We start from the raw sequence: 15200 nt of genomic DNA, 5'->3' as shown, positions 1-15200 counted from the left end.
GGACCCGATCAAGATCCGGACGACGGGCCCTCGTGATCAACGGAGGCGGAGGCGGAGGAATAGGACAGGTCCGTGTGCGGGGCACGGCAGAACCCGGGCCCGCCCGCTCTGAATCTTCGGAGGACTACGACACGTCGCGTGGTACTGCCGACGCCGACTTGGGTATTTGGCGGACCTTCTGACACGGCAACGATCACAATGTGGAGGAACTGTGTCGACCGACTCGCATGGGGGTCGGGGCGGCCCCCTGTAGCCGAGTTGATCTGGAGTGAGCGTGACGCCTCCTCACCTTCCTTCCCCGCAGCCGGATCCGGCCGTCGACACCGGCGTCGGCAGTGCCTTCGACGCGGTTCCCGCACTGGACGGGGAGCTGCGCTTCGACCAGGACGCCCTGGAAGCGGCGGCAGCCGACTTCGGCGGACTCGTCCGGCAGCTGCCCGCCGCGGTCCTCAGGCCCGGTTCGGCCGAGGACGTCGCCGCGATGGTGCGCTACTGCCGGGAGCGCGGGCTGAAGGTCGCCGGGCGGGGGCAGGGGCACTCCACCAACGGACAGGCCCAGGTTCCGTCCGGGCTCGTCATCGACCTCAGCTCTCTGGATTCCATCGAGATCCGCAAGGACACCGCCATAGTTCAGAGCGGGGCCCTGTGGAGCGCCCTGGTTCGGACCTCCCTGCCCGTGGGGCTCACGCCGCCGGCCTTCACCGACTACCTGGAGCTGTCCGTAGGCGGCACGCTGTCGGCCGGGGCCTGGGCGGGCAGATCGGTCGCTACGGCACGCAGGTCGACAACGTGCTCGAACTCCAGGTCGTCACCGGTGAAGGCGAGATCACGACCTGCTCGCCCACCGTGCGTCCCGACCTGTTCCGAGCGGTCCTCGGCGGCCTCGGACAGTGCGCGATCGTCACCCGCGCCACGATCTCACTCGTCCCCGCGCCCCGCTCCGTACGGCACTACGTCCTGATGTTCCCGACTGTCGCCGCGCTCACCGCGCAGCAGGCCGAGCTGATCGAGGAAGGACGGTTCGACTTCCTCGTCGGCCAGGCCCTGCTCACCCCGGACGGCTGGACCTACATGATCGAGGCTGCCGCCTACGACGGGACCGCCGCTGACGACGCCCGGCTCACGGACGACCTGGAGCACACGTCGGTAGAGGCCCAGGACATGGATTATTTCGACTTCCTCAATCGGATCGCCCCGGCGGTGGAGGCGTTCAGGTCCATGGGCGAGTGGAAGCGTCCCCATCCCTGGTACGACAGCCTGCTCCCCGCGTCCACCGTGAACGACGTCGTCACGGAGACGCTGTCCGGCCTCAAGGCCTCCGCGATCGGCGCGAGCGCGGTCATCCTGCTCTACCCCGTGCTCACCGCCAAGTGCAGGACGCCGCTCCCGGTCATGCCGGACGAGGAGCTCGTCTATCTCTTCTCCCTCCTCAAGACCGCTTCCCCCGGAGCGGATTCCGCCGAGGAGATGGTGGCCGCGAACCGGAGCCAGTACGACGCCACACTCGACGCGGGCGGTCGCTGGTACCCGATCGGGTCTGTACCGCTCACGACGGACGACTGGGTGCGCCATTTCGGCCCCTTCTGGACCGAGTTCGAAGCCGCCCGGCACCGCTACGACCCCGACGGCATCCTCACGCCCGGCCAGCGCATCTTCTGACCAAGGGGGCCAGCAGACGACGGCACTCCGGATGCTCGCCCCGACGGACCGGCACATGGTCGCCGTTCGGGGCGGTGATAAAGGCGTTCGCCTCACGGGTGGCCGGCTGTCACGTCCGTGACACGCACAATCTGTGCAGATCAGGAGGAGCTACCGTAGGCGGGGGGCGTTGGGCTGCGTCATCAGGATGTCGGACGAGCAGGGCGTCGCGTCCGACGCGACCGCGAGCACGGGAATGGCCGACCCGTCCTGGGCGACGATGCCCTGCGGCGCTACGCGCTGTTCAGCGGCCATCGGGCAGCCCGGGCCACGGCCCGGCAACTCGGCGGCGGCCGGAGTCGCGGCACGGCCGCTGATCGCGACGTGCGGGGACATCCCCATCGGCCCCGGCATCGACACCGCGGGACGCGCCAGCGCCGTCAGACAGGCGAAGAGCGCGCACACCAGCAGCACTCCGGACCACGTCCGGAGCGACAGGGGCAGGCGTCGCGACATGCGCGACATGCTGAGCCGTGCACTGAATCGTCGGCCGTTCGGCGCTCCTGGAGCCAGTCAGGACCCGGCGGGCACGCCTTCGATGATGTGGCAAACCACGACGTTCTCGCCCCGGTCCACGGCCTGACCGGCCTTGGCGCGGGCAGTCCGGGGGTGGTGCGCAGGGCCTGGAGGTCGGCGATGCGACGGTCGATGTCGGCGAGGTGCTGATCGAGGAGGTTGGTGACGATGCCGCAGGGCTGCTCGCCGCGGCGCTGGGGTACGCGCCGGAGAAGGCCGCGTGGAAGGCGCGCAGGCAGGGCCAGTACACCCACAACGAGATCGTCACCGCAGGGGGAGCCCTGGGTGTCCCGATGCCGCACAGCGCTTGATCGGGTGGGCCGAGCTGAAGGGCAACGCGGCATTCGAGCGGCTCCAGGCCGGCGGGCTGCGGCGGACGAACAGCAGGTCGAGCGCGCGGTCAAGTACTTCCTGGTCGAACCGCCGCTGTTCATCGACACCTCGTCGGTCTCGGCCCAACCGCCGCGCCCGATCCCGTACGAGACTCAAAGCGAGAGGAAGTGCCATGGCCACCACCACCTCGGCCGGTGAAGCCTCCTCGGGAGCGACCGAGCGCCTCACCTCCTGCACTCCGGTCCGCACTCTGTGCAGGATGCCGTTGACCACCTGGCGGTGATCGCGCCACTGCCCGCAGCGGTTATTGCCCGTCGGTAGAAGCGGCTCCAGACGTCGCCACTCCGCCTCTGTCAGATCCCCCCGACCAGTCACACAAGAGCCAACGATCCAGTGGACGACTTGGGTGCGGTCAGCACCTGCGATGCCACCAAGCCAACCCCGGCTCTGCCGTTGGCTCGTGATGCGTGCGCCCGAGGAGCATCGCGTCCAGGCGCTCGACCTGCACCCGGAGTTCGCCGGCGGCCCTCGGTGGAAGCATGAACAAGGCCTCTTGCAGCTTGTCCCGGGCCCAACCCTCACCGCAGCAGGGGCAGGTGAATTCAGCCTCCCACTGCCTCCATCGGCGCTTCGTGCCGTGAACACGCACCGACCACACGCTCAGCGCCACCGCCACGATGCCCGGAGACAATCGTTCCCGTTCGAGCACACGGACGGCAGCATTCGCCGCTCCCGACAGACCTGGGATATCGCGCCACCGCGCCCAGGGGCTTCCCCAGCCGCGTGTCCGTGACCGAAGCGAGGCTGGTGTTCTACGAGGCACGGCCCCTTCGGATGCAAGTCATAGACGACATCGTCCCACAGCCCAAGATCGGCCGGACAGGACTTAGCTCGGACGCGACCCGTTCACCGAGGCGGGTCGCCCGACGGGGCTGGCGTGCCGGGTGTACCGAACACCGGATGGCCTTGCCCGCCTGCCCACCCTCGACCAGCTGCGCCAGGCGCTGACCGGCGGCCTCAACGACCAGGACCTGGCCGACGCGCAACGGCGCCACCGGCACAACACGTACACCGTCCTCCCGGCCATGTACGGCGTGCAGCCCTCGCCTCATCATGGCTGCCGTCCGTCCCGTGAGCGCGGGGACATTCTGTGCCCGGCCCGCGGAATCGTGAGCGTCTAGTCGACCGCGCGTTACCGGGTTCTCCGGGCGCCGCGCCCGGCGTCCGGATCGTGCGGCGCGGGCTCGGGGAGCAGCATGGAGGGGAAGTCCTCGACCGGCCCGCGACGCGAGCGGGCTCTGCTGAGGAGGGAGCCTTCAGGGATGGGTACACAGGAGCCGCACCCGGGCAAGGAGCAGGACCGTCCGGCGGGGCCGACGCCACCGGGAGGGCTGCTCGACGTGCTCAGCGTCGCCGCGGTCGTCCTGGACGACCATGGCCGGATCGTGTTCTGGAGCCCGCAGGCCGATGAGGTGTTCGGCTACACCGCCGAGGAGGCACTTGGCCACGGGGCGGCCGACCTGCTGGTCCACAAGGAGCACCACGACCTGGTCGCCAAGCTGTTCGCCGAGGTGATGGGCACCGGCGCGAACTGGGCCGGCGCGTTTCCGATTCGGTACAAGGACGGCAGCACGCGCCTGGTGGAGTTCCGTGCCATGCGGCTGCTGGACGACCTCGGCGATGTCTATGCCCTGGGCATCGCCGCCGACCAGAGCACGCTGCGGCGGGTGGAGACGGACCTGGCCCTGTCCCAGCGACTGGTGTCGCAGTCCCCGATCGGCATCGCTCTGCTGGACACCGACCTGCGCTACCTGCTGGTCAATCCGGCCCTGGAGCGCATCAACGGCATCCCCGCCGCCGACCACTTCGGACGCCGACCCCGCGAGATCCTGCCGTCCATAGACATCGACACCATCGAGTCGGCGCTGCGGCAGGTCCTGATCACCGGGACCCCGCTGATCGATCACTACACCGTCGGCCGCACAGCGGCGGATCCGGATCGTGATCACGCGTGGTCGGTGTCCAACTACCGGCTCGAGGCCCCGGGCGGGCGGATCATCGGCGTAGCCATCTCGGTCGTCGACGTCACCGAACGCCATCGGGCGGCGACCGAGGCGGACCGGGCCCGGCGCCGCCTGGCCCTGATCGCCGACGCCTCCTCCCGCGTCGGCACCACCCTGGGGGTGGAGCAGACCGCCCGCGAGCTGGCCCAGGTCGCCGTCCCCGATCTGGCCGATGTCGCTGCGGTCGACGTCCTCGACGCCGTCCTGGCCTTCCGCCGCGCCAACGGGTCCCACGAGGGGCCGGAGCTGTTCCGCGCGCTCGCCGTGGCCAGTGCCTATCCCACCGAGATCACCGCCGCCGCCGACGAGGTCGGGGATCTGGCCGCCTACGGCGCCGACCGCCTGGTCACCCAGTGCGTCCACACAGGTCGGCCGGTTCTCGTGGCCCGCGTCGGCAGTACGGATCTCCTGCACATCGCTCGCAGTCCCGAATCCGCGGCCGTCCTCGCGCAGGCAGGCGCACACTCCTACCTCGCCGTGCCGCTGATCGCCCGCGGCGAGATCCTCGGCGCCTTCGACCTTCTGCGCGCCCGCAACCCGCTCCCCTTCGACGAAGACGACGTCCTCCTCGCCGGCGAGCTCGCCGCGCGTGCTGCCGTCTGCATCGACAACGCCCGCTGGCACGAGAGCGTGCGCAATACCGCCGAGACCCTGCAACGCAGTCTGCTGCCCGGCACACCGCCCCAACTGACAGGGCTGGAGGTCGCCTCCCTCTACCAGCCCGCCCAGGCATCCAGCGAGGTCGGCGGCGACTGGTACGACGTCATCCCCTTGGCCGGCGACAGGACGGCCCTGGTCGTCGGCGACGTCATGGGCAACGGCATCGACGCCGCCGCCACCATGGGACGCCTACGCACCGCCACGTGTGCCTTCGCCGACCTCGACCTGGATCCCGATCAGGTGCTGCAGCACCTGGACAAGCTCACCCGCGGGCTCGAGCACTCCATCGCCACCTGCGTCTACGCCGTCTACGACCCCCACGACCACTGGTGCCGCATCTCCAACGCCGGACACCTCCCGCCCGTCCTCGCCGCGGTCGGCCGGCACCCCCGGCTGCTCGACCTGCCCACCGGAGCACCCCTCGGCGTCGGCGGCATCCCCTTCGACACCACGGCCTTCGAGCTGAATCCTGGCGACCGGCTCGTCCTCTACACCGACGGGCTCGTCGAAACCCGCCACCACCCCATCGACGAACGCCTCGACACCCTGCTGCACACCCTCGATGAATCACGCCGACCCCTGGACGACACCTGTCAGTGGCTCCTGCACACCCTGCGACACCCCGACGACCACGACGACGTCGCCATCCTCATCGCACAGGCCACGCCCACACAGCCTGGGATGACGTCAGGCAGAGCTATCGACACCAAAGAGCAGGGCCGACCACCTCAACGGCCAGCCGGATAGCGAGCGAAGAAGGTCTCGACCATGAATCGGGCCATGGCGGTGAGTCGTTCGGGCGGGTAGCCGTCGGGGTCGGCCAGGACGAGTCGGCCGCCTTCCTCCATGGCGGTGAGCAGGAGGTGGGCCAGGAGGGCGACGTCGATGGTCTCGGTGCCCGGGCGGCCTGCGAGGAAGTGGCGGGTGATGTCGGCGAACTGTGCGCGGATGGCGGCTTCGGCCTGCCGGCGGTACGTGCGTACGGGCGGGGGTGTGGCGTCGACGGGCAGGAGGATGGCGCGCCACCGGTCGGGGTGGGTGGTGACGGCGGTGAAGAAGCCCTCGGCGACGTGGGTGAAGGTGTCGACCGGGTCGGCGTCGGCGAGGTCGGCGGGGAGGGTGTCGGCGATCTGAGCGAGGGCGCGTTCGCCTTCGCGACGGAGCAGGTCGCGCAGGATGTGGTTCGTGTCGGTGAACTGGCCGTAGACGACCGGCCTGGTCACACCGGCCGCTTTGGCCACCGCGTCGACGGAGACCCCGGCCACCCCCTCGGTGTTGATGATCTTCAGGGTGGTGTCCAGCAGCTGCTCGCGCCGCTCGGCCGGGGCCATACGTGGGGCGTACGGGCGCTTGCGGGCCGTGCTGGAGGATGTCATGACCCCAATCCTACCCTTGTGAAGCTACATCCCTGTAGCTACAGTCCCGTAGCAATGAAAGCTACAGGCGTGTAGAAATTGCGGGAAGGGAGGGCCGATGACGACCACCGGCACACCAGAGCGCTTGTGCATCATCGGCGCCGGCTACGTCGGCAACGGACTGGCGCGTGCCCTGCGGCAGGCGGGCATCCCGTACGACCAAGTCGAGGCCACCGGCGAGATCGGCGGGAACTGGGCGCACGGGGTCTACGACTCGACGCACCTGATCAGTTCGAAGAAGTCCACGCAGTACGTCGAGTACCCGATGCCGGCCGACTTTCCCACGTTCCCCGGCCAGGCGCAGATGCTGCGGTACCTGATCGACTACGTGGACCACTTCCACCTGCGCGAGCACATCGAGTTCGACACCGAGGTCGTCGAGGTGCGGCCGCTGGACCGCACCATCATGGCCGGCTGGCGCGTCACGCTGTCGACCGGTGAGCAGCGCGAGTACGCCGGGGTCGTCGTGACCAACGGCCGCTACTGGGAGCGCACCATCCCCGCGTACCCCGGCACGTTCAGCGGCGCCGGCTGCACTCCAAGGACGACAAGCGCCCCGCCGACTTCGGCACCGGCGGCCGGGTGCTCGTGGTCGGCGGCGGCAACTCGGCCAGCGACCTCGCGGTCGAGGCGGCGGCCACCTTCGGCAGCGCCGACATGTCCATGCGCTCCGGGTACTGGTTCATCCCGAAGAGGATCTTCGGGATCCCGGCCTCGGAACTGGACCGGGTGTGGCTGCCGATGCCGGTGCAGGGCCTCGGCTTCAAGGCGCTGCTGCGGCTGTCCTACGGGCGTTACGAGCGGTACGGGCTCTAGCGGCCCGACCACAAGCTGTTCAGGAAGGACGTCACGGTCAACTCCTCGCTGATGTACGAGCTGGTGCACGGCAAGGTCCGGCCGCGCAAGGAGATCGCCCGCTTCGACGGATCCACGGTTCACTTCGTCGACGGCACCAGTGGGGGTACGACACCATCGTGTGGGCCACCGGGTTCCGCACCCGGTTCCCGTTCCTGGACGAGTCGCTGTTCGTGTGGGAGAACGGCAAGCCGCTGCTGATCGAGCACGTGCTCGTGCCCCGCTACGCCAACCTCTACATCTGGGGCCTGGTCGCGCACCGCTCCGGCGCCGGGAGGGTCATCTCGCACGGCTCGGAGTTCCGCGCCGAAGCGGTCCTCGCGCAACCGCTGCTCCCCCATCCCGCTGTCCGGCCTGGTCGCCCGCCGCATGGCGGCGCGCAGCTCGATCCTGGCCGGGTCAGCGGAGATCCTCACCCGGATCCGCCTGCTGCGCCGGATCGTGCGCGCCTACGGCCGCCAGGCCCGGCTGCTCGGGGGCGGTGTGGCGTCGTGGAGCGCGCACCGCGCGCCCGTACCCGAGCTTCCGCACCCGCCTCCGGTGAACGTCCCGGACGCCGCCGACGTCGCCGACCTCGTCGAGAAGGAGCTGTCCGCATGAGCCTGCCCACCCCCACATCACGCAGCCGGGCCGTGGTCACCGGCGCGTCGTCCGGCATCGGCGCCGCGCTCGCCGAGGGCCTGGCCGCCCGCGGCCACTCGCTGATCCTGGTGGCCCGCCGCCAGGACCGGCTGGATGCGCTCGCCGGGCAGCTGACCGAGCGTTACCGCGTCCAGGCGGAGGTGCGTCCTTGCGACCTCGGCGACCGGGAGGAACGGGCGAAGCTGGTCGCGGAGCTCGCGCCCCGGGACATCGCGGTGTTGTGCAACAACGCGGGCTTCGCCACGTACGGCCCGCTGTCCACGCTCGCGCCGGAGCGGGAGCGGCTGCAGGTCGAGCTGGACGTGATGGCTGTGCACGAGCCGACCCTGGCGGTGCTGCCGGGGATGCTGGAGCGCAGGGCGGGCGCGATCCTGATCACCGGATCCACCGCGGGCAACCAGCCCGGCCCGAACAACACCACCTACGCCGCCTCGAAGGCGTTCGCGAACACCTTCGCCGAATCCCTGCACGCCGAACTCGCCGGCAGCGGGGTCGGCTGAACCCTTCTTGCCCCCGGCCCGGTACGCACCGAGTTCACCCGCGTCGCCGACGTACCAGCGGTCGGCCGGCTGGTCCCCGGCCCCCTGTGGGTATCGGCCGAACAGGCCGCACGGCAGGCCATCGCCGGCATGGCCCGGGGCAGACGGCGTGTCGTTCCGGGGGCCTTCGCCAAGGTGCAGACGGTCAGCGGGCAGTACACCCCCCGCGGGGTCACCGGCCGGCCGCTGCGCGCGGTGTACAGGAGGTTGACGTGACCGACTGGCAACCCACCACCCGCACCCAAGGCCGCGGCCTGGCCTCCGACCTGCGGCGCTTGCTCACCCTGGGCAACCCGCGCCGCACCTTGTACCGCGACGCGCACTACTTCACCGCGACCGCCGAGGTCGACCCCGAACGGATGCGGCCTTGGCTGCCGTTCGGAGTCCGACTCGCCGAGCCAGCCCGGGCGGACGTGTTCACCGCGTTCTTCCCCGACTGCACCTACGGCTCCGTCTATCACGAGGCCGGGGTGTTCGTGCACATCCAGGTCGGCCGCCGCACCGGCATCCACTGCCCCTGGATGATCCTCGACGACGACGTCGCGCTCATCCTCGGCCGTGAACTGCTCGGCTACCCCCAAGAAGCTGGGCGAGATCGAATGGCACCTCGACGGCGACACCATCCACGCCGAGGCACGCAGACGAGGCAGCACGCTGATCACCATGGGCGGCACCCTCGGCGAGCGGATCGACGACCCACCGCCCATCCTTTGTCGCCCGCACCGCAACGCCGTGGGCCTCACCGGAGCGGCCCTGCCCCGCATCGTCGGCTTCACACCCGGCGAACACCCCCTCGACGTACGCGAGGTCACCGACTTCGAGCTTACTGTCGGCGGCTCGGTACGCGACCCGCTCGACCAGATGGGCCTCGGCCCGGTCCTCCAGGCCCGCCTCCACCGCGTCGACCTGACCGCCGGCTCCCCGCCGATCCCGGTCGTGCACGCCGTCGGCAAGCTCACCGCGGCCGCGGCCGGCCCAGGCGGTGCTGCCCCGACGAGCCTGAGGCACGCCTTGCGGAGCCGTGGAACCGACGCCCCCGTCGCGACACCGGGCCGTCCTCACGCCCGAAGAGCGCTCAGGAGCACAGGTCGGCCGTCAGCCGAAGCTGACGGCCGACCATGCTGCGTCGCGGCTAGGCCATGTAGTTGTAGACGGGCCAGAACTGCGGCGTGGGAGGCGGGCCCACCGCGCCGGCGGCCTGGAGGGCAGGTGCGAGACGCTCCTTGATGAAGCGCTTCGCGTCGTCCTCCGACTCCCAGATCTCAATGACCCGCCAACCACCGTTCGGGCTCGGTCCGGCGGCGTGGAAGATGCCACCCGCGGGCTTCTCCTGCAAGCCCAGCTGCTCCCGGACCTTGTCGTAGATCTCCTGCGTGCCGTGTGGGTTATCCACCAGCATTGCGATCGCCATGACGGTCTCCCTCTGGTCGGTTGTCCCTGTCCTCTTGATCATGTGGTGTGCGGGGAAAGGGGGGTGTCGATCTCCGTCCGTAGCGCGTCCAGGAAGGCCTCGGGCTGTTCGAAGGCGGGGTCGTCGGCGGCGTTCTCGATCACGTACAGCGGCCATCCGTATCGGGCGCTCGCGGCCTCGGCGACCCTCAGCCGCACCTGGAGGTCGTGCCTCCCACAGATCAGGCTCGTGGGTACGGCGATCCGCGTCAGGGCCTCCGCCGGGATCGGGGCCATCGCGAACTCCGGCATGAGGCTGCGGAGAGCGGCCTTCTGGCCCGGCGTACGGGCGCGGTCGAGAGCGTACGCCTCCAGCAACTCCATGCGATTTCCGAGCTGTTCGCGCAGCCTGCCCAGGTCGGTCATGCACGCCGCCATGAGCCGGTCCTGCGCTCGCTCCGTGGGCCGTGCCATGAAACGGACCATGGCGAGGGCGAACTTGGGGGCGGGCCGGAACCGGCCGAGGCCGTACGTGTCCACGAGGACCAGCCGGCCGATCCGGTCTCCGTGATCGCAGGCGAAGCGGGCTGCGATGGCGCCGCCGAGCAGATGTCCGGCCAGGACGGGGCGCGACGTACAGGTCCGCTCGATCAGCTCGTCGAGCCACGCCAGAACGCGATCGGCCTTCAGCAGGCCGTCGCCCACCTCGGAGGCGCCGTGGCCGGGCAGATCGGGAGCGATCACGCGATGGGTCGCCATCAGGTCCGGCATCACGCGCATCCAGGTCGCGGCGAACTCCCCGGGGCCGTGCAGCAGGACCAGCGGCGGGCCGTCACCACCTGCCAGCACGGCAGTCGGGATACCTGCCAGGTCGATTCGTCGTTCCGTGGCGGGGAACCCCGCGAGGAGCCGCTCGCGGATGTCGCTGTCGGCGTAGGACGTGTTCATCATTGCCATCGTTGCCACCTCCATCCGCTCTCAGCGTCCTCGTGGCGACGACGGCCGGCATCGCCCGGAATCACCAACTGGGCCCCGGAGAAAGGCGTGGTCATTTCTGACCACTCGGGCGTCAGACGAGGTGGTGTTCGTGCGCGTAAGCACTTGCGGCGGTCCGCGACGACACGTCGAGCTTGGCGAAGATGTTCTGCATGTGCCGCGCGACCGTGTGCTCGCTGATGACCAGGGCGGACGCGATCTCCCTGTTGTGCTTCCCGGCGGCGACCAGGCGCAGCACGACCTGCTCCCGCGGTGTCAGCCCGAGGACACTCCCGGGGACGTGCCCAGACGCCTCCTCGGCCGCGGCGGCATCCCGAGTGATCGAGTCGACCCGTTCGACGTCCGGTGCGGCTCCAAGACGCTCGAACACGGCACGGGCCGCCTCGAGTTCCAGGGCCGCCGTCTCGTCGTCGGCCAGAGCACGGCATGCTGTGCCCATGAACATGCGCATCCGTGCTGTCTCGTACGGTGCATCGAGTTCCCGCCATGCCTGCGCGGCCTTACGGAGTGCGATCAGGGCAGACCGTGCGTCACCGGCCGCCAGCTGCACCATGCCACGGGTGGCCGTCGCAATCACAGGCAGTACGCCGGTCCGGTAGTTCTCGGCGACACCCCCGAGCTCGTCACAGGCGCTTCGCGCAGCCTGCGTTTCTCCCACGGCCAGCATGATCTCGACGCAGGCGGGCAACAGCCTCGCCCGCTCCAAGGGCTCGGTGGTCTCCTCGATCGCCCGACGGATCGCGGCGACTGCGGCACCCTCGTTCCCCTCGGCCAGCCGCAGCAGGGCCAGCCCCGGCTGCGGATCCCCTCCGCACCGGCTGGCGTCCCGATACGCCTCCTCGGCCGCCGCGAAAGCCCCTTGCAAGCGGTGGATCTCCGCCTGTCGGTAGGAGGACTGAGCGGAAGCCCCCTGTCTCTTCTCCTGCCGGAACCGCTCGCCCGCCCGTTCCGCCTCCACCAACGCGTCCCGCCACGCACCATGCAACTCCATGATCTCGGCGCGATATACGAGGCACTGGCCGGTGAAAGCCACCATGCCGGGCTGCTGCCGGCACCACGCCGCGAGCGCCTCGGTCCACTCCTGCGCGCGGCGGAGCTCGTACACCGCACGGCAGGCGTCGATCACCTCGCAGTAGATGACACCGGTGACGATGGGAGAGAGGTCATTCGCGGTGACGGCCACCATGGCCTCGTCAAGGAGCCTGAGCCCCTCCTCAACCCGCCCCTCCCTCACTCGTGAGTGCCCCTGCTCTTGCAGGGCGAGGGCGAGCAGGTCCGCGTCCCCGAACCGTTCCGCGATCACGACTGCCCGGCCCGCGGTGGCGTAGGCGCCGGCGTAGTCACCGCCCGCCCGCTGCCCCATGACGGCCGGCATGAGCAGCCAGCCCTCCTCGGCGCAGGCGCCCTCTTCGACCGCGACCAGCCGATGCGCCCGCCCGAACCACCCGGTCGCGCGGCCCATCTCCCCTCTGAATGCCAGATCCAACCCCGCCCAGACGGCGCAGCGCACCGCGTTCAGCGCCCGTCCAGCCTCCACGTACGAGCCGTACGCCCTCGCCAGCGCGCTCACCATGTCCTCGTGGCGGCCTGTCATGTGGGCGGAAGTGGCGAGGAGTTCGAGGTCCTCGGCACTCAGCGGAGTCGCCCGATCCGCCAGTTCCAGAGCCTTGTGGGCATCCGCCCACGCACGCACGGCGTAGGCCGCCCGGCCCCGCTCAAGATCGCCGGACCCAGCCATGACGGCCGCCTTCCCAGCTCTGCTTCATGGGTCTCCGGGAGTACCTCGATTCTATTTGACAGGCAAGGAGGCATCCATTCGTCCCCCAGGGACGCTTTCCGTGAGTCAGACGGACCGCGCCACTGGTGGCCGGGCACACGGGTGCCTGGTCGCGGAGGAAGTTGGGGACAGACCCGCAACCGGCCCAGCACCTGCACCCGAACCGAACGGCTTCCGCACACCAGCCCTGTCCCGCGCGGTGGGCCACACTTCCTCGCAGGCTTCCCACTCGCACGGGAAGCGTCACCGGACGATCACGCTGCGCACGGATCGTGCTCGGCGGCGGACGCCACATGTGAGGGCGACCTTGACGGCTCCGCGAGCGGGCCCTTTCGTTTTCGGCCCTCGGAAGTACATGCCCGCCGCCGTCGGCGTCCCCCACCGCTCCGGTTGCCGGATCGCCTGCATGAGGCCCACGGTCCCTGGCTCCGGGCCGTCGCCGTCGCCGGGCGCGATCGAGGCGCGCAGCTCAAAGGGAGGGCCGCGCGTTGGCGGCCCCACCGCCCGAGGCCGCATCCGGGGGGTCGCCCGCCTCCCGGCCGACGCACGTGAGACCCGTCGCAATCTCAACAGGCCCACTCAGTGCGGGCGGCGGGCCCGATCAGGTGACAGCACCTGCCCGGACGGTGCGCCCTCGCCCTGCTAGCCGGCTTCGGGCTACGTTCACAGCCAGCGAAGGGAGGAAGCGATGACGGACCACCCGCACATCGGTGTGTTCCAGCGAGCGATGGCGGCCTTCTCGGCCGGCGACATGAACACACTGGCGGAGGTCTTCCATCCCGATGTTGCATGGCACTTGGGGGGCCGGGGACCGCTGTCGGGGGACTACCAGGGTCGCGAAGCCACGTTCGAGATGTTCGCCCGGGACTTCGAGCTGTCAGGTGGCACGTACCGCCCCCAGCTCCACGATGTTCTCGCGAACGATGCCCATACGGTCGCTCTGCTCCATGCCACCGCGTCGCGCGCGGGTAAGGAGCTCGATATGGACTATGTCATCGTCTTCCACATCAGCGACGGCAAGATCATCGAAGGTTGGGAGCTCTGGGCCGATCAAGCGACATACGACGAGTTCTGGTCGTAGGGACACGCCGGAAGCCAGCGGCAGCGGTGCCGAGCCGGTCCTTCGGCTGCTGGTGGGCCTGAGGCTCTTGGACCACCGAACTCGTGCTCGTCCACACGACGGCCTGCTGAATCACCCGTCGGCCGACCCTCCAGGCCAGCGCGCCCGAACATCAATAGCCGACAACGTCGTTAGTGCGGGCGGCGGGCCCGACCGCCAGGTGGTGCCGATCCATGAGCTGCATGTACGGCAGGGCCGGGACGAGCACGCTGGTACGGACCGGGCGCCGGCCGTACGCGGCCCGAGCCGCGCGGCGCTGCCACGGCTCGCCCGGAGAAGCTCGGTGTGTGCTCATGGGCTGGGACGTTACCGACCCGGCGGGAGGGCCGGAACGAATCATCTCGCCGGCGTCCAGCGCCGCCGATCTCTGGCTGGCCTGCCGATGCAATGCCGTGTCAGGCAGCGGGGTTCAGTTGGGCGAAGACCACGAGGTTCTCGGTGTAGTCCTTCGCTGTGCGGTCATAGCTGCCCGCGCACGTGATGAGTCGCGCGAGTGCGTCGGGGGTGTCGTCGTAGACGCGCTGGTCGGGGAAGTCGTCCTTGTGGAATTTTTCCACGGAGTGGATGAGGAAGACGGCGGTGGTGCCGTCAGCGCGCCTGACCTCGAAGCTGTCTCCGGGCGTGAGTTCGCCGAGTCGGGCAAAGACGGCCGGGGCAGTGGCGGTGTCGAGGTGGCCGGCGATGAGTGCAGTTCCCCGCTCGCCAGGGGAGATGCCGGAGGTGTGCCAGCCGACCAGGTTCGTGTCGTCCGCCGGGGGCGGGTCCAGGGCGCCGGAAGGGCCGATCTCCAAGCCGGTGAACGGCGCGTCCACTCCGATCTTGGGAATCTTCAGGCGTGTAGGAGCCGACCTCGGCATCGCCGGACCGGCCGGTGGGACGACGCTCGGCGAAGCCTGGCGGGACGTGTCCGGAGCGGCCGCCGGACCGTGTCCGGCCACGGAAGAGGCCGCGGGCTTGGCCGGAGCAGTCGCGTCCTGTGCGAACATCCCTGGACCGAAGACGAGCAGGAGCACAGCCAGCACCAGCGTCCAGAACACTGCGGGGACAACCCACCGCGCGATACGCCGGGGCGCTCCCGCGCCAGCGGGGTCTGGTCGGGTCGTCAAAGGGGCACCTTTCAGATTCGGGCGGCGGGCTGGGATTGGTGAGGCGGAAGAGGGTGGGCCGGGCGCAGGGCCGCCTTCCGGGAGGCGGCCC

Annotated in this window: 16 protein-coding genes and 4 pseudogenes; 11 read left to right on the top strand and 9 right to left on the bottom strand. The window is 70.0% G+C overall.

The annotated features are described in order from the left end of the window. Positions 1-268: 268 nt before the first annotated feature. Positions 269-754, top strand: a pseudogene (locus ACFV9D_RS27140) (FAD-binding protein); the annotation flags it as partial. A 35-nt stretch (positions 755-789) separates the two neighbouring features. Continuing rightward, a complete protein-coding gene (locus tag ACFV9D_RS27135; RefSeq protein WP_385151432.1) occupies positions 790-1659 on the top strand; it encodes a hypothetical protein in 870 nt (289 codons plus the stop codon). 150 nt (positions 1660-1809) lie between these two features. Here the strand turns inward: ACFV9D_RS27135 and ACFV9D_RS27130 are convergent, their stop codons facing one another. Continuing rightward, entirely contained in the window at positions 1810-2154 is a 345-nt protein-coding gene (locus tag ACFV9D_RS27130) for a hypothetical protein (RefSeq protein ID WP_385151766.1), read from the bottom strand. Continuing rightward, positions 2079-2384, bottom strand: a complete 306-nt coding sequence (locus tag ACFV9D_RS27125; RefSeq protein WP_385151743.1) for a hypothetical protein — start codon at positions 2382-2384, stop codon at positions 2079-2081. Before ACFV9D_RS27125 ends, ACFV9D_RS27130 begins: the two co-directional genes overlap by 76 nt. On the opposite strand from ACFV9D_RS27125, the gene ACFV9D_RS27120 reads away from it, so the two are divergent. Then, positions 2358-2525, top strand: coding sequence for a hypothetical protein (locus ACFV9D_RS27120; RefSeq protein ID WP_385151763.1), 168 nt, complete (start codon positions 2358-2360; stop codon positions 2523-2525). The two genes, ACFV9D_RS27125 and ACFV9D_RS27120, sit on opposite strands and share 27 nt — an antisense overlap. 259 nt (positions 2526-2784) lie before the next feature. Here the strand turns inward: ACFV9D_RS27120 and ACFV9D_RS27115 are convergent. Further along, positions 2785-2922 (bottom strand): annotated as a pseudogene (locus ACFV9D_RS27115) (transposase); the annotation flags it as partial. Between the two features lie 569 nt (positions 2923-3491). Here ACFV9D_RS27115 and ACFV9D_RS27110 point away from each other — a divergent pair. Next, positions 3492-3728 carry a hypothetical protein gene (locus ACFV9D_RS27110; protein WP_385151429.1) on the top strand — a complete coding sequence of 79 codons (237 nt, stop codon included), beginning with the start codon at positions 3492-3494 and terminating at the stop codon, positions 3726-3728. Between the two features lie 141 nt (positions 3729-3869). Continuing rightward, complete coding sequence (locus ACFV9D_RS27105; RefSeq protein ID WP_385151426.1) at positions 3870-6017, top strand: SpoIIE family protein phosphatase; 2148 nt, start codon at positions 3870-3872, stop codon at positions 6015-6017. Here ACFV9D_RS27105 and ACFV9D_RS27100 read toward each other — a convergent pair. Continuing rightward, positions 5999-6646 (bottom strand): TetR/AcrR family transcriptional regulator, encoded by a 648-nt coding sequence (locus tag ACFV9D_RS27100; protein ID WP_385151423.1) that lies wholly within the window; start codon positions 6644-6646, stop codon positions 5999-6001. The genes ACFV9D_RS27105 and ACFV9D_RS27100 overlap by 19 nt on opposite strands. Positions 6647-6743: 97 nt before the next feature. On the opposite strand from ACFV9D_RS27100, the pseudogene ACFV9D_RS27095 reads away from it, so the two are divergent. The 5 genes and pseudogenes from ACFV9D_RS27095 to ACFV9D_RS27075 all read left to right on the top strand — a co-directional run. Continuing rightward, positions 6744-7184, top strand: a pseudogene (locus tag ACFV9D_RS27095) (hypothetical protein); the annotation flags it as partial. Continuing rightward, entirely contained in the window at positions 7169-7501 is a 333-nt protein-coding gene (locus ACFV9D_RS27090; RefSeq protein WP_385151740.1) for a hypothetical protein, read from the top strand. The pseudogene ACFV9D_RS27095 and the gene ACFV9D_RS27090, both read left to right, overlap by 16 nt. A 408-nt stretch (positions 7502-7909) precedes the next feature. Further along, positions 7910-8140: a hypothetical protein gene (locus ACFV9D_RS27085; RefSeq protein ID WP_385151420.1), complete on the top strand. Its 231-nt coding sequence runs from the start codon at positions 7910-7912 to the stop codon at positions 8138-8140. Next, positions 8137-8682, top strand: a complete 546-nt coding sequence (locus ACFV9D_RS27080) for an SDR family NAD(P)-dependent oxidoreductase (protein ID WP_385151417.1) — start codon at positions 8137-8139, stop codon at positions 8680-8682. Before ACFV9D_RS27085 ends, ACFV9D_RS27080 begins: the two co-directional genes overlap by 4 nt. Before the next feature lie 398 nt (positions 8683-9080). After that, a pseudogene (locus ACFV9D_RS27075) lies at positions 9081-9948 on the top strand (acetoacetate decarboxylase family protein). Here the strand turns inward: ACFV9D_RS27075 and ACFV9D_RS27070 are convergent. The 3 genes from ACFV9D_RS27070 to ACFV9D_RS27060 all read right to left on the bottom strand — a co-directional run bounded on the left by ACFV9D_RS27070 (position 9854) and on the right by ACFV9D_RS27060 (position 12643). After that, positions 9854-10132 carry a hypothetical protein gene (locus ACFV9D_RS27070; protein WP_385151414.1) on the bottom strand — a complete coding sequence of 93 codons (279 nt, stop codon included), beginning with the start codon at positions 10130-10132 and terminating at the stop codon, positions 9854-9856. The pseudogene ACFV9D_RS27075 and the gene ACFV9D_RS27070 sit on opposite strands and share 95 nt — an antisense overlap. A gap of 38 nt (positions 10133-10170) precedes the next feature. Beyond that, positions 10171-11067 carry an alpha/beta fold hydrolase gene (locus tag ACFV9D_RS27065; protein WP_385151411.1) on the bottom strand — a complete coding sequence of 299 codons (897 nt, stop codon included), beginning with the start codon at positions 11065-11067 and terminating at the stop codon, positions 10171-10173. A gap of 112 nt (positions 11068-11179) precedes the next feature. Further along, positions 11180-12643 carry a LuxR C-terminal-related transcriptional regulator gene (locus tag ACFV9D_RS27060; RefSeq protein ID WP_385151408.1) on the bottom strand — a complete coding sequence of 488 codons (1464 nt, stop codon included), beginning with the start codon at positions 12641-12643 and terminating at the stop codon, positions 11180-11182. A 928-nt stretch (positions 12644-13571) separates the two neighbouring features. Between ACFV9D_RS27060 and ACFV9D_RS27055 the strand changes: the two genes are divergently transcribed. Then, positions 13572-13964 carry a nuclear transport factor 2 family protein gene (locus ACFV9D_RS27055; RefSeq protein WP_385151406.1) on the top strand — a complete coding sequence of 131 codons (393 nt, stop codon included), beginning with the start codon at positions 13572-13574 and terminating at the stop codon, positions 13962-13964. A 151-nt stretch (positions 13965-14115) separates the two neighbouring features. Here the strand turns inward: ACFV9D_RS27055 and ACFV9D_RS27050 are convergent, their stop codons facing one another. Further along, positions 14116-14298 (bottom strand): hypothetical protein, encoded by a 183-nt coding sequence (locus tag ACFV9D_RS27050; protein WP_385151403.1) that lies wholly within the window; start codon positions 14296-14298, stop codon positions 14116-14118. Between the two features lie 100 nt (positions 14299-14398). Beyond that, entirely contained in the window at positions 14399-14989 is a 591-nt protein-coding gene (locus ACFV9D_RS27045; RefSeq protein ID WP_385151401.1) for a class F sortase, read from the bottom strand. Between the last annotated feature and the right edge of the window lie 211 nt (positions 14990-15200).

It is taken from the genome of Streptomyces sp. NPDC059875 (assembly GCF_042731085.1).
Lineage (GTDB): Bacteria > Actinomycetota > Actinomycetes > Streptomycetales > Streptomycetaceae > Streptomyces.
The sequence above is the reverse complement of the archived record's forward strand: the minus strand, read 5'-3'. Positions and strand labels throughout refer to the sequence as shown.